This window comes from Candidatus Methylopumilus planktonicus (assembly GCF_006364715.1).
In the GTDB taxonomy this organism is placed as follows: Bacteria; Pseudomonadota; Gammaproteobacteria; order Burkholderiales; family Methylophilaceae; genus Methylopumilus; species Methylopumilus planktonicus_A.
Window position 1 is genome coordinate 836,679 of sequence record NZ_CP040984.1, and the last position, 14,470, is coordinate 851,148.

Annotated in this window: 10 protein-coding genes; 2 read left to right on the forward strand and 8 right to left on the reverse strand. The window is 38.2% G+C overall.

Annotated features, from left to right (window positions below):
* Positions 1-21 precede the first annotated feature (21 nt).
* On the reverse strand, positions 22-3,483 hold the full coding sequence (dnaE, locus tag FIT63_RS04400) for a DNA polymerase III subunit alpha (protein ID WP_140006731.1): 3,462 nt from the start codon (positions 3,481-3,483) through the stop codon (positions 22-24).
* A gap of 125 nt (positions 3,484-3,608) precedes the next feature.
* On the opposite strand from dnaE, the gene tpx reads away from it, so the two are divergent.
* Positions 3,609-4,109, forward strand: coding sequence for a thiol peroxidase (tpx, locus tag FIT63_RS04405; protein WP_140006732.1), 501 nt, complete (start codon positions 3,609-3,611; stop codon positions 4,107-4,109).
* On the opposite strand, the gene FIT63_RS04410 is transcribed toward tpx, so the two are convergent.
* Genes FIT63_RS04410 through FIT63_RS04430 form a run of 5 tightly spaced genes read right to left on the reverse strand, consistent with a single transcriptional unit; the run spans position 4,106 to position 11,109 of the window.
* Positions 4,106-5,257 (reverse strand): THUMP domain-containing class I SAM-dependent RNA methyltransferase, encoded by a 1,152-nt coding sequence (locus tag FIT63_RS04410; protein ID WP_140006733.1) that lies wholly within the window; start codon positions 5,255-5,257, stop codon positions 4,106-4,108. The genes tpx and FIT63_RS04410 overlap by 4 nt on opposite strands.
* 19 nt (positions 5,258-5,276) lie before the next feature.
* Positions 5,277-6,074: a fused MFS/spermidine synthase gene (locus FIT63_RS04415; protein ID WP_140006734.1), complete on the reverse strand. Its 798-nt coding sequence runs from the start codon at positions 6,072-6,074 to the stop codon at positions 5,277-5,279.
* Positions 6,071-9,832: an ATP-dependent RNA helicase HrpA gene (gene hrpA / locus FIT63_RS04420; RefSeq protein ID WP_223259879.1), complete on the reverse strand. Its 3,762-nt coding sequence runs from the start codon at positions 9,830-9,832 to the stop codon at positions 6,071-6,073. The genes FIT63_RS04415 and hrpA overlap by 4 nt, the downstream gene beginning before the upstream one ends.
* Before the next feature lie 10 nt (positions 9,833-9,842).
* Positions 9,843-10,271 (reverse strand): hypothetical protein, encoded by a 429-nt coding sequence (locus FIT63_RS04425; RefSeq protein ID WP_317615548.1) that lies wholly within the window; start codon positions 10,269-10,271, stop codon positions 9,843-9,845.
* Between the two features lie 16 nt (positions 10,272-10,287).
* Complete coding sequence (locus tag FIT63_RS04430) at positions 10,288-11,109, reverse strand: class I SAM-dependent methyltransferase (protein ID WP_140006735.1); 822 nt, start codon at positions 11,107-11,109, stop codon at positions 10,288-10,290.
* A 74-nt stretch (positions 11,110-11,183) separates the two neighbouring features.
* On the opposite strand from FIT63_RS04430, the gene ylqF reads away from it, so the two are divergent.
* Positions 11,184-12,041 carry a ribosome biogenesis GTPase YlqF gene (gene ylqF / locus FIT63_RS04435; protein ID WP_140006736.1) on the forward strand — a complete coding sequence of 286 codons (858 nt, stop codon included), beginning with the start codon at positions 11,184-11,186 and terminating at the stop codon, positions 12,039-12,041.
* A 444-nt stretch (positions 12,042-12,485) separates the two neighbouring features.
* On the opposite strand, the gene FIT63_RS04440 is transcribed toward ylqF, so the two are convergent.
* The gene (locus FIT63_RS04440) at positions 12,486-13,580 is read right to left on the reverse strand and encodes a glycosyltransferase (RefSeq protein WP_140006737.1); all 1,095 of its coding nucleotides are present in this window, start codon (positions 13,578-13,580) and stop codon (positions 12,486-12,488) included.
* A 2-nt stretch (positions 13,581-13,582) separates the two neighbouring features.
* The gene (locus FIT63_RS04445) at positions 13,583-14,305 is read right to left on the reverse strand and encodes an FkbM family methyltransferase (protein ID WP_140006738.1); all 723 of its coding nucleotides are present in this window, start codon (positions 14,303-14,305) and stop codon (positions 13,583-13,585) included.
* Positions 14,306-14,470: the final 165 nt, after the last annotated feature.

Genomic DNA, 14,470 nt, shown 5'->3' on the forward strand with positions numbered 1-14,470 from the left:
AAATCTTTTAAAATCGGGAGGTCAATTATAAAGGATTTTTACGTTTTCTTCGCTCAACCACTGGGTTAAACCGTCTAATAACTCATCATGCAAATCAACCTGCCATTCTCGACCTAAAAAAAGTTCTACATGGCCTTGGTCATTATGGTAATCAATTTTAACGCGGCAACGTTTTAAGTCGTGTTGCGGATGCCCACAGTATGGTTTTAGCATTTCTCTTAACTTATTCGCATCTGATTGACCATTACATGAAATCTTTAAGTGGTGCGCGAATTGATTCCTGGCAGTCGCTAAATCGAAAAGTTTACGCGCAGTGACACGGATGCCACCTGTAAAGTCATCATGACTCACTCGGCCCTCGACAATTAAAAGCTGATCTTCTTGGACTAACCTTTGCGATTGTGTGAGGAGGTCATTACCTACCACCACATCCACACGAGAAATCGCATCATCTAGTGTGACAATTGCCATTTTTCCGCGAGATGTCATGCGAATGCGAATGGCGACAATTACCCCTGCAATTACATAAGGTTGCTCTTGTGGTTTCAATTCTTTAATTTGTGTTTTGATGAATGGTCGCACACGCTTTTCAAAGAAGGTGAATGGATGTCCACTAAAATAAAAACCGAGCGCTGCTTTTTCTTCTTGAAGTTTTTGCTGGGGCGTCCATGGATCCATATGCACCATATCCACTTTTTGAGTCTGCTCTTCACCAAATAAACTATTTTGTGCGATGTTAGCTTTGCCTTGTTCGGCCGCTGTGATGGCTAAATTTACACTCGCTAAGAGTGATGCACGATTAGGCTCTAAAGTGTCAAATGCGCCACCTCGGATGAGGGATTCGACCACACGACGATTCACTTTTCTTAAATCAAGTCGCGCGCAGAAATCAAAAAGATTTTTAAAAGGGCCTTTACTTTCGCGCGACTCTAAAATAAGTTCAATCGCAGCTAAGCCCGTACCTTTAATCGCACCTAATCCATATAAGATCTGTGTCGTATTCGTTGGAATAAATTCGAAACCACTTTGATTGATATCGGGCGGTAACAATTCCACACCATTCGGTTTGCAATCCTCAAAGAAGATTTGAATATTGTCGGTATTATTCGTATCAGCCGACATTGAAGCGGCTAGGAATGCTGCGGGGTAATGTGTTTTTAAATAAGCGGTTTGGTATGCGACCATCGCATACGCTGCCGCATGAGATTTATTAAAACCATAGCCTGCAAATTTTTCAAGTAAGTCAAAAAGTTCACGCGCTTGTCTTTCATTCAATCCATTTTTTAAAGAGCCTGCGATGAAACCCTCGCGCTGCGCATCCATCTCCTCAACTTTTTTCTTACCCATCGCACGACGAAGTAAATCAGCCGCACCTAATGAGTAACCTGCAACCGTTTGTGCAATCTGCATCACCTGCTCTTGGTAAACAGCGATGCCGTAAGTTTCTTTTAAGATCGATTCGGTAGAAGGATGTGGATAGACGATGCGCTGTTGTCCGTGTTTACGTTTACAAAAATCAGGGATCAAATCCATCGGGCCCGGACGGTAGAGAGCTACGAGTGCCACAATATCTTCAAAGCAATCCGGCTTCGCTTGTTTTAACATGTCTTTCATGCCGCGCGATTCAAGCTGGAATACAGCAGTGGTATTTGCACTCTTTAGAAGTTGGAAGACTGTCTTGTCATCCAGTGGTAAATGATTCAAATCAAGTGGTGGTTGATTCTCATTTTTTCGTAAAATATTTGCATGCTTTAATGCCATCGCAAGAATGGTGAGTGTGCGAAGTCCTAAGAAGTCGAACTTCACTAAACCTAAAGCTTCAATATCATCCTTATCAAATTGACTCACTAAACTATCACCATTTGCCTGACAGTAAATGGGTGTGAAGTTAGAAATTTTTCCGGGGGCGATTAAGACGCCACCCGCATGCATGCCAACGTTACGGACAATGCCTTCTAACCTTAATGCGAGATCAATCAACTCTTTAACTTCTTCTTCTTTGTTATAGCGATCTTGCAACTGCGGTTCTTTGTTTAATGCGTCTTCTAATGTGATTCCTAATTCCATAGGAATTAATTTCGCAATGCTGTCGACAAAATTAAAGGGGAGATCAAGGACGCGTCCCACATCTCGAATCACAGCGCGAGCTGCCATCGTGCCGAACGTCACAATTTGTGACACTGAACCTGCACCGTATTTTTGTTTGACGTAATCGATGACGCGATCGCGACCTTCTTGGCAAAAGTCGATATCGAAGTCAGGCATCGAGACACGATCAGGATTTAAGAAACGCTCGAATAGGAGTTGGTATTGAATGGGATCAAGATCGGTGACACCTAAACTATAGGCTACCAATGATCCGGCACCTGAGCCTCGACCAGGCCCCACTGGAACCTCATTATTTTTAGCCCAATTAATAAAGTCAGCGACGATTAGGAAGTAACCTGCAAACCCCATCTGGTTAATGATGGAAGTTTCAAAAAGAATACGTGCGTCATATTCTCGCCTTACTTCATGACGCTTTCCTTCATCTGGAAAAAGTTCTTTTAAGCGAACCTCTAATCCTTTTTTAGATTCTGAAATTAAAAAGTCTTCAAGCTTTTCTTGGTTAGGTGTTGGGAAGTCAGGTAAATAATTTTTACCTAGAGTAAATTCAAAGTTGCAGCGCTTTGCAATCTCCACTGAATTTTGAAGCGCTTCTGGAATGTCGCTAAATAGAGCAGTCATCTCCACTTGATTTTTAAAATATTGTTCGTGTGAAAATAATTTAGGGCGACGGCTATCGGCCATGATGAAACCTTCAGCGATACAGGTTCTCGCCTCATGCGCTCTATAATCATCTTGATCCATAAACTGGATGGGTTGCGTCGCTACCACAGGAATTTCTAAGCTGGTTGCCAAACTTAAAGACTGATTGATAAAACGTGCTTCATTTTTTTTATCATCGCCCTCAGCAATCCTTTGGATTTCTATGTAGAAACGATTTTTAAAATGAGTCGCCCAATCTTTCATGGCATTCATCGCGATATCGGTATGCTCTTGAAGAATAGCTTGACCCACATCTCCCATAGCAGCGCCTGAGAGAATAATGAGACCCTCATTTTTTTCTAACAACCAAGACTTTTTCACTTCAACGCGACCATGATACTGATTTTCTAGGTATGCACGCGTTAAGATTTCAGATAAAGCTAAGTAACCTTTATCGTTTTGACAGAGCGCTAAGACACGATAAGGCTGATCACGATTGATTTCATTCTCAATCCAAAGATCAGCGCCTAAAATGGCTTTGATACCTTTGTCTCGCGCTGCCTTATAAAACTTTACTAAACCAAATACATTATTTAAATCGGTCAGCGCCAAGGCAGGCATATCTTGAGATGAAGCCTTGTCGATATAGTCATCAATGCGCACAATCCCATCGGTGATGGAATATTCGCTATGACACCTTAAATGAACAAATGAGACGGAATGAGCTTCAGACATGACTCTATTTTAAAGGATGAATGACTTAAAACTGAGGGCTTAGTCACAAAAAAAGTACTTGATCTACCATTCCAAAAATAACTGATGTATATTGTCAACTACTATTCAATTTCAAAGGAATCTTCATCATGCCAGTGACTCTTAAAGGCGGCCCAGTCAAAATAGGTGGTCAATTTTTAAGCAAGGGACAAAAGGCACCTGACTTTAGTCTCGCAGATAAAACACGCGCTGACGTTAACCTCGCTAGCTTTGCTGGAAAACGTAAAGTGCTCAACATTTTCCCAAGTGTCGATACACCTACATGCGCTACGTCTGTCAGAAAATTTAATGAAGCAGCGGCTAAATTAAATAACACAGTGGTCTTATGTATCTCAGCTGACTTACCTTTTGCACAGAATCGTTTTTGCGGTGCTGAAAAAATTGAGAACGTACAAACGCTCTCCACCTTTCGTAACACGAAAAAATTTGCGACCGACTTTGGTGTATCCATTGACGACACGAGCTTGGCAGGTTTAACTTCTCGCGCTGTGATCGTATTAAACGAAAATAACGAAGTACTTCATAGTGAACTTGTTGCAGAAATTACAGAAGAACCTAACTACGAAGCTGCGTTAAACGTACTTTAATCTTTTGGTTTTCGGTTGCTACCTGCCACCATTTTAATTTCAAATAAACGACACTCTAAAGCACCGTTAAATAACGGTGTTTTTTTTGTGGGCTTTAATCGCATATCTTTTGGCATCTCAAGATCCGCCGTTAAAAAATAAGTATTCCACCCACCAAAAGATTCTTTCATATGTTTCGCCCAGACGGGATAGAGTTCTTTTAGATCTTCGTCTTCACCTATCCGCTGACCATAAGGTGGGTTGGTGACAAGCACCCCTTCCGATGAAGGTGGTTCGAGTTTTACAAAATCACTTTGCATGACTTTTGCAACTTCTTCCAAGCCTGCAACTTTTAAATTGTGACGCGTAACTCGTACCGCTCTTAAATCTATATCTGATCCATAGATGTCTAAGAATTCGATAGGCTTCATTTGATGAAGCGCTTCGGTTTCAATTTTTTTCCAGAGACTTTCGTCGAATGAGGTCAGTTTTTGAAAACCAAATGTGCGCTTCATACCAGGCGGTTGATTCACCGCCATCATAGCGGCCTCGATTAAAAAAGTGCCACTTCCACACATGGGATCTAAAAATGGTGTGCCTGGTTGCCAGCCGGTTAACATCAATATACCTGCTGCTAAGTTTTCACGTAAAGGAGCGATCACACTCACATCACGAAACCCTCTTTGATATAGTGGTGCTCCAGACGTATCTAAATAAAGTTGGTATTGATCTTGTGTAAGATAGGCATGAATACGAACATCAGGATCTCTAACACTCACTGATGGCCTTAACGCACCCTCTTCTCGAAAACGATCACACACAGCATCTTTAATGCGAAGTGTCACAAAATCCAAGCTTTTTAAAGGACACTTCACACCTGTGACTTTGACGCGAATGGTTTGATTGACTTTAAACCATGCGGGCCAATTAAGTTTAAACGTCGCCTTATAAATATCTTCTTCTGAAGAATAACTACCTTGCCCCACGCTAGACATCACGCGTGTTGCTATTCGACTATGTAAATTGACACGATACATCGTGTCCAAATTACCTTCGAAAGATACGCCACCATCAGTGACAAGAATCTTTAACGCACGTTGCACTAAAAGTTCGTCTGCTAATAAAGCTTCTAATCCACGTGGACAAGTCGCAAAAAATTGGAAATTCAAATGTTTTAACCTTTAAAAATTATTGATCGAATGTGATCGTGTTCGACGCCTGGTGATTATGAAGCATAAGCTGATTAAAAAATGCTAAAAATTCTAGCCCATAAGTTTTTTCGAGTGATTTAGCCTTTGATCGCAATGTCTTCACATTAAGCTCAAGTGGCATGTCATTAAAACCTAACACAATTTGATTGCCAGGTTTGCCTGTGGGAATAATCAAGATGAGTCCTTCGAAAATGCGACGCATACGATCAATATAAAGATCGTAATGGGGATCACTTGCCCATATGTTCATCACAAAAATACCATGTTTACGCAAAGTCGATTTGCATACATCAAAAAATGAGAGGCTCCTAAAGTTACGCGGGATACCATCAGGATCAAAAGCGTCAATCATTAATATATCAGTTGACTCCGGATGCTCTTTCATAAAAGAGATGCCATCCCCATGAATGACTTTTAAAGATTTATCATTCGGCGGTAGATGGAACATAAGATGTGCCACACCAATCACTTTTTGATGAATCTCGAGAGTAATCGATTTCATATCAGGTAAGAACTGGTGAATAAATTTAGGAATGGATGCACCTCCTAAGCCAATCAATAAAACTTTACGAGGACGCGCATGAAAGAGAAGAAACATCATCATCGCTCGTGTATAAGTGAGCTCTAGGTGAAAAGGTTTTTTTAAGCGCATCGAGCTTTGAATCGCGTGCGATGCAAAATGAAGCGAACGAACGCCGTCCGATTCACTGACTTCAATACTGATGTCCTCATCAATCACTTCTTCTCGAAATATTTTTTTAAATAAGTCTCTCATGGGTAATAAGGAATATCATCCAATGCTTTTTCTAATCGCTTAAGTGACACAGGATATGCTGTTTTTAAATCTTGGGCGAATAATGATACGTGAAGCTCTTCAATCAGCCATTGAAAATCTTTTAAGGCTTTAGGGGGTGTTATTTTTTTTGAGACATAGGGTTTTAATCGCTCACCAAGCAATTGTTGAATACGATCAATATCTTTTTGCATGAGTGCATCTTTATCTGCTCTTGAAGGGTATTTTTCAATGCGAATAATAAGGGCCTTCAGGTATCTTGGAAGGTGTAAAAATGTATCTGAAGGTGTTGATATAATAAATTCATTATGAATTAAGAAGTTCATACGGCTTACAAAGATAGATTCTGATCTTTTTTGTATAGGACTTAACGTTTTTAATAATTGTTTAATTTGGTGGTAATGGGTAGCGCTCAGATGAATGGTATCTAACATGGTCTTCATAGTTTGCGGTAGGATGTTCTTGATGCGCTTAATCAGTGCAATAAAATCACTTGAAGTCCTTGGCATCAACCCTTCGGAATTCAATGCTACATCTAAAATCATTTCAATCACATCACCTTTTAATTCTTCAGCATCAATCATATCCCTTAAAAAAAGCTGGGCTTCTTTTAGATTGTTCAAATCTTTTTCAAGTTGTTTGAGTTGTGGCTTCAATTCAAAACTGAGTAATCTTAAAACACCTTGACGATGTGATACTTTTGCCTCTTCTTCTGAGACAAACACACGGATAGCTACCGATTCATCTTCGTCAGATAACCCCACAAAACCTTTGTAGTCTTTTTGATGCGTATTTAATTCAATAGCATGCGGTAGTTCGTCAAAATCCCACCGTTTTAAATTAAATCGTTCCACCGCATTAGCCTTATCATTCTTTTTGACATGCACTTGTGGCTTGACTGAACCTTTTAGAAGATTTAAATCACGACCTTGTGATACAAGCTCATTCTTTTGGTTCACAACTTCAATATTCATAAAACAATGACGAGGCAGACTTTCAATTTCCTCCTCACCTATCATGTACGGTTCTTTTGTTTTCTTTAAAACAAAATCACTGATCGATTGAAATAAATGGTTATGGGTTTTGTATTGGGTTAAGAATTCGGTCACGGTATCTGTGAGTGGAAAAAGTTGAGTACGAATATTTTTAGGCAATGACTTAAAAATACAATTGAGTTTTTCACGAATCATCCCAGGAACTAACCACTGCATTATATTTAAATCAAGCTGATGAAAATCAATTTCCGAAATAACAGCCGTCACTCCATCATCTGGATGTCCGGGTTCAAACCGATATTTCAGTGGAATCTTAACGCCTTCGATATTTAAAGTTTCTGGGTACTGAACTTCCGTTATCTCATTCGCGTCCCGCCTCATAAGAAGTTCTTTGGTGAGGAATAAGACTTGAGGATTCTTGTCCTCTATCTCGCGACGCCAATCTTCAAATCCCACGCCATTGATAATACCCTGCGGTATTTTTTCATCATAAAACTGAAAAAGATCTTCTTCATTGACTAATACATCAAGTCGTCTTGCTTTGTGTTCTAAAAGCTCAACCTCTTCTATGAGGTCTTGATTATGTTTCCAAAATAATCCCCTTGAAACATACCCTCCTGATACCAAGCCTTGTCTAATAAATATTTCGCGTGCGATTTCTGGATTGATCGGCCCAAAATGCACATTGCGTTTAGGCACAATCGTAAGTCCATAGAGTGTAATTCTTTCGTGCGCATTCACACGAGATAACTTAGTATCCCAATAAGGATCTGTATGGTGATGCTCAACTAAATGCAAGCTTAAAGATTCAATCCATTCCACGTCGATTTCAGCCGCTGTTCTCGCATATAGTTTTGTCGTATCTACAAGGTCTGCTGCCATAACCCATTTCGACTTTCTCCTCTTAATGTTCGATCCTGAGGACAAGTGAAATTCAATGTTTCGAGCGCCAACGTATGAATCATCTTCTAGTGCTTTGATACCAATATTTCCTAAAAGCCCGGCGAGTATTGATCGGTGAATTTGGACATAATTAGCCGGCTTATCATTCTCTTCATAATTCATATCTAAAATGAGATCTCGGAGTTGCTCATGCAGGTCTCGCCACTCACGCATCCTAAGATAAGACAAGAAATGTGCATGACAAAATTTTCTTAAATTTTTTTGTGTTGTCTTCTTCTGAATGGCCTCGTCAAAGAATACCCAAAGTTTTAAAAAGGATACAAAATCAGATTTTTCGTCAAAGAATCGAACTTGTGCTGCTTCACTTTCGGCTTTTTTATCCAAAGGTCGCTCTCTTGGATCTTGGATACTTAATGCGCTCACAATAATTAAAAGTTCAGACAAAGCATTTTCTTTTCTTGCTTGAAGAAGCATGCGGCCCAATCTTGGATCCATAGGAAGTTTTGCCAGATCCTGACCAATCGACGTTAATGCATATTGTTCATTCACAGCCCCAAGTTCTTGCAATAATAAATAACCGTCTTGAATGAATCGTCTGCTGGGGGGCTGAATAAAAGGAAATTGTGATACGTCGCCCAAATGAAGTGAAGCCATTTTAAGAATGACGGATGCGAGCGATGATCGATAAATTTCAGGGTCTAAAAATAAAGGTCTCGCGTTAAAATCATCTTCCGAATAGAGCCTTACACAAATGCCATCAGAGATACGCCCACATCGACCGCTTCGTTGCTTAGCTGATGCTTGAGAAATTTTTTCAATTTGTAATTGTTCAACTTTATTTCTGGTGCTATAGCGATTCACTCTTGCGATACCAGGATCGATGACATATTTAATACCAGGGACAGTCAATGATGTTTCAGCAACATTGGTAGACAAAATAATACGTCGCCCATTTGAACCTCTAAATATTTTTTGTTGCTCTTCATTGGAAAGCCTTGAAAAAAGTGGAAGGATTTCGAAATGCGGTGGCAATTTAACTCTTAAAAATTCAGCGATATCTCGAATTTCTCTCTCGCCTGGAAGAAATATTAGAGTGTCTCCACCTACTTTTGAGAAATCCTTCACAACATCAAGAATGGCTTCCTCAATTTTTTCTACTTGGTCGTCTTCATCTTTGGCCTCTAAAGGTCGGTAGCGAATCTCAACGGGATATGTCCTGCCTGACACTTCAATAATGGGTGCATTGTTAAAGTGTTTTGAAAAACTCTCCACATCGATGGTCGCACTGGTAATAATAATTTTTAAATCAGGACGCCTAAGGGTCAGCTGCTTTAAGTAACCTAAAAGAAAATCAATATTAAGACTTCGCTCATGGGCTTCATCAATAATGATGGTGTCGTATTTTTTAAGGTCCGGGTCGGTTTGAGTCTCAGCGAGAAGGATGCCGTCAGTCATGACTTTAATGAGTGTTTGTTGCGAGACTTTATCTGCGAATCGAATCTTAAAGCCAACCGCATCGCCTAAGGGTGACTTTAGTTCCGATGCAATGCGAGAGGCCACGGATCTCGCCGCAAGACGTCTAGGTTGTGTATGGCCGATTAAACCTTTGATACCTCGACCTAAATGAAGACATATTTTGGGGAGTTGTGTGGTCTTACCTGATCCTGTTTCACCACACAAGATCACAACTTGATGATTAAGAATCGCTTCATTAATCTCTTTGATTCTTTGTGAGACTGGAAGTGCTTCGGGAAACTCAATAGGTAGCAAGCTTTCTAGTCGAGCTTGTCTTGATGCTTCAATCGCTAAATTTTTACCTTTATTTTTTAATGATTCACTCACAATTTAAAAATTACTGCTTCACGCAATCTTCAAATCCTGAATTACCACCCTTAAATTGTGGTTCAAAATAAAACTTATGGAATTGCCATTGTCCTTTTGCATTTTTACTAAACTGTGAAATGCCTGTACCAAAATCATGAGTCGATTGGTTTTCTCGGGCAAAGTGCATGGCAGCACTTAGGCCATTCGCTGCCATATGGCCGGGGTACTTACCATAACCAGGTACCTCGAGCAGAAAGTCGTAACTTCCATACTGAGCTTGGCTATGCTCTTTTTTTAGCTTTAATGTCACCTTACCCTTGTATTCGCCCTCATGCATATCAAGTCCGTTACATTGATAAACGCCAGTGAAATCAGGTCCAGTGAACGCGGGAATTTTATGTGCTGCAAAACTAAGTGACGAGGTCATCAAAAAAATAAAACTTAAAACAAAACGCATACCGCTCTCCTTTTTTCTAAATGGTAGGTAAAAATCTAGATTTCAAAGACTCTAGATGACACGTTTTTAAAATTTCTTCTAATCGATCTAATGCAATTTTTTTAGGCTGATGAATATTTTCAGCCATGATAAGTTCATTTTTCATGGAGTGCTCCCAGCCTACCAACTCAGTAACTGTAACCTTGTAACCCATGCCTTCCAGTAATAAACATCTTAATACATTCGTGAGGTGGCTTCCAAATTCTCTTGTATGCATGGGATGTCGCCATAATTCAGATAACGTATATTTTAGTTGATCTGATTTGTCCGATCGTAAAGTTTTTGACACCTCTGCCTGGCAGCAAGGAATGAGCACAATATATTGCGCCTCCTTTTTGAGCCCAAAAAGAATTGCATGATCTGTGGCTGTGTCACATGCATGAAGCGCTGTCACCATATCCACTTTTTTTGGAAGGCTCGAATCATCTAATGAATTTTTTATATCGGATGCAAAGAAATGCATGCGATCAAATTTTAAAGTGTAAGCCAATACTTTAGCTTTCTCAATAAGCTCTGGTCGGTGTTCAATTGCGAAGAGTGCCCCACCTTTATCTTTTAAAAAAAGATCGTACAAGATAAAGCCCAAGTAAGACTTTCCAGCGCCATGGTCCACCAAAGTAAATTGAGGATTCGTGGCTAACGCTTTTACAAGATAAGGTTCGATCAGCTGATAAAGATGATAAACCTGTTTTAATTTGCGCCTTGAATCCTGATTCATTCGACCATCGCGCGTGAGAATGTGCAACGCTTTCAAAAGTTCGATAGATTGCTGGGGTTTAATGTCTTTTAAATCTTCCATAACTTGATCAGTTTAACGTATACGTGTTCACTTATGACAGAGTAAAATGTTGTTGAGTTAATGAAAGGTGAATTATGAGTATTCAATGGTTTCCTGGGCATATGGTCGCGGCGCAAAAAAAAGCTGCTGAAACTATGGAATTTACAGATGTGGTCATTGAAGTTTTGGATGCTAGGATGCCTGGTGCATCTCAAAACCCTTTAATTAAAGACCTTAGCCTAGCTCGGCAGCGATCACATCTTAAGGTTTTAAATAAATCTGATTTGGCAGACCCTAAGATTACAGACCAATGGATTAATTACTTTAATAAACTTCCTAAAACAAAGGCTGTTGCAATTTCGTGTAAAAAAGCAAATGAGCCAAAAAAAATTCTAAGTATCTGTAGATCATTGGCTCCCCATCGAGGCAGTTCTCTCAAGCCTTTACGTATGATGATTATGGGTGTACCTAATGTTGGCAAATCAACCCTCATGAATTCACTCCTCAACAGAAGAATTGCAAAAGTAGGTGATGAGCCCGCTATTACCAAACAACAGCAACGGCACCAAATTAATGATGAAATGATATTGATTGACACCCCAGGAATAATGTGGCCCAAGATAGAGGATGAGATGGATAGCTATATACTGGCTGCCAATTATGCAATTGGTAAAAATGCATACTTTGAAGAAGATGTAGCAGAAAAACTTGCAGAAATTTTATTATCTAAATACCCCGCATTACTTAGGTCAAGATATGGGCTGGAAAGCACTTCAATAGATTCAATTGGCCTTATTGAATATATCGCGAAAAAAAAGAATCTTAAACTTAAGGACAAAAGCTACGACTTACTAAAAGCATCAACAATACTTCTAAACGATTATCGCCAGAACAAATTAGGGAGAATTACATTAGAATCTCCTAATGTAAAAAAAATTGACTCTCCTTATTAAGAAATAATCTAAAATTTTGAAGGAGATTTAGGTTTTAATTATTCAATCTTATTTTCTTCTAGCCAAATCAAAAGAGCAATAAAGGTTCACGCTAATCTTCCAGATGATTTACTTTTTTTGCTTGATTTCATGAATTTAATAATTCATGTATATTAGATTGGGTGCGAGCTTTTGTGATCGAGACATATAGTGCTCGAAAACTTTGTTATGCGCTTATGATTGTATATTTAACCGTTATAGATTGTTGTATAGCGAGCATTAGTCCTTTGTATTGGTTGAAATCCGCCATCAATAAATACGAAAAAAAGTCATATGCGGCCAAAAATTACATTCTAATTTTTTTAATGCTAAAAGCATCTGATCCCTTGAATTAATCGATGCTAAATCATCTTCAGAGTACTTTTCCAATTTTGAATCTGCCATACCCAATATTCTGCAAATTTTTTACCTTCTAGCTAAAGCCATATATTTTTTTAAAAAATTCTTTTCAGAAAATGATTGCAAATCAATATCTTTAGATTTTGGTAGCTTTATGAGAGTCTTGATTTTTTTTGCTAGCAATTGAGCATTATTTACGGGAACTAAACAATTTTTAAGTGCACCAGTTAAAATTTCACGTGGACCACTTGGGCAGTCTGTACTTATCACTCTTGTTCCACATACCAAAGCCTCGACTAATACATTTGGCAAGCCTTCCCTATCGGAGGATAAAATCAACATTTCTGACTGGTAAATATAAGGATATGGATTTTCTTTAAAGCCAATAATTTTAACTGAATCATCTAAGCCTCTTTCAGATATCATCCTCTCAAGGTCTGCCGATGGATTAGTCATCAGTAACAAATTCATATTTAGGCTTAGTAATTTCCAAGCGTCCAGCAAAAGATCGTGCCTTTTTTGAGCTGAAAAGCGTCCCACATGTATCAGATAGGGTTTTTTTATATTTTTTGGTATTGGTTTAGATGATAGTTTTCTAATATGACCAAAATTAAAAGGGTTGTATATTACAGATATTTTAGATTTTATCTTAATATTATTTAATAGGTCATCTTTAACTCCTTGAGACACTGCAATAATATTTTGATTATTATAATTTACCTTATAACGATTCAACCTTATTCCAGCTCTAATAGCGCTTGATTTCTTTAAATTTTTTATTTCAGCTGAAAGCGTATTTGCAATCCTGAAATACACATTAGGTATATTTGCGATCTTTACAATCTCATCACAAAATGGCAAAGTTGAAACAACTAGATTAAATTTTCCTTCTTTCCTTTCAATCTCATAAAAAGTCCTGTTTAGTTTATATGCCATTAGATACTTTCCAATTAGGCCTTTTTTAATTTTCTCATAAATTATTTTAAATTTTATTTCGCGACTAAATTTAAAATTTATTATATTTTCAAGCAACACTAAATGCACAGAATGTCCATTTTGGCAAAGTAACTCAGCGGCTTTTATTGTTGCTTTTTCTGCTCCACCAACGCTTAGATTAGTTATGAAAAAACAAATTTTTAAAGGATTGTTATCTCGATACAAAATTAATGAATATTTCGTTTAAAAATGTAATTACGCGACTCTATGTGAATTAACTTGAAGCCAGCAAGCTCTAAATTTTTCACTATTTCATTTGTATCGCTTATGTTGAAGTGCGTAGATCCATGATGAAATTCAACTAGCAACTGCTCTATAACACTAATTTGCCCCGAACTTATTAGGTCAGAAATAACCTCGTATTCGGCACCCTCAATATCTAATTTTAAAATATCACATATAGTTTTATTTAATGAATTTAATATTTCAGACAAAGAGGTTGTGTAAACTTCAATTTCTGTACCCCCATTAACATAATGATGGCTAGATAAAATACTTCCCGAACCATCTGCTCCTTTTGGAAGCCTTTCACTAGAGCGGGCTAAATGAAACTTTAAGGCTTCGCCAGATTTTTTCCAGAATGCTTTAGGTTGTATTTCCATATTTTTTGGTTTGATAGGTTCACAATAAGAAATGCTTTTAGGGTCTGGATCTACGCCAACAACGTAACCATTATATTTTTTTAAAAACTCTACAGGAAAACTAATATCTTTACCAAGCCCGCAATCAATTAATAAGGGATTTTTATTTGTAAGTAAATCTTGATCTATCCACCAACCGCCGTATTTAGTTCCCAATCTTTCATACCCTGAGGGAAGAAGGGCTTCTTTAAACCTGCGAGTGAGGCTTCTCTTTAACTTAAAAAAATGTTTCTTAACAAAATTTATCATATGCTTAAATTACACTAAAAATCAATTTTATTGGAATAAATTTACGATTATTTAATATAAAAGAATAATATTCTTTTATATTTTCCTAGATGGTAGGAATAAAAAATCAATCTTTCTGGCGGCCTTATGGAAAAAATATTAAGGTTTTTGAGAATGACAAAAATG

Coding starts and splice junctions, on each gene's coding strand:
- dnaE (WP_140006731.1), bottom strand. CDS start 3,483: ATGTCTGAAGCTCATTCCGTCTCATTTGTTCATTTAAGGTGTCATAGC.
- FIT63_RS04415 (WP_140006734.1), bottom strand. CDS start 6,074: ATGAGAGACTTATTTAAAAAAATATTTCGAGAAGAAGTGATTGATGAG.
- FIT63_RS04425 (WP_317615548.1), bottom strand. CDS start 10,271: ATGCGTTTTGTTTTAAGTTTTATTTTTTTGATGACCTCGTCACTTAGT.
- FIT63_RS04430 (WP_140006735.1), bottom strand. CDS start 11,109: ATGGAAGATTTAAAAGACATTAAACCCCAGCAATCTATCGAACTTTTG.
- ylqF (WP_140006736.1), top strand. CDS start 11,184: ATGAGTATTCAATGGTTTCCTGGGCATATGGTCGCGGCGCAAAAAAAA.
- FIT63_RS04445 (WP_140006738.1), bottom strand. CDS start 14,305: ATGATAAATTTTGTTAAGAAACATTTTTTTAAGTTAAAGAGAAGCCTC.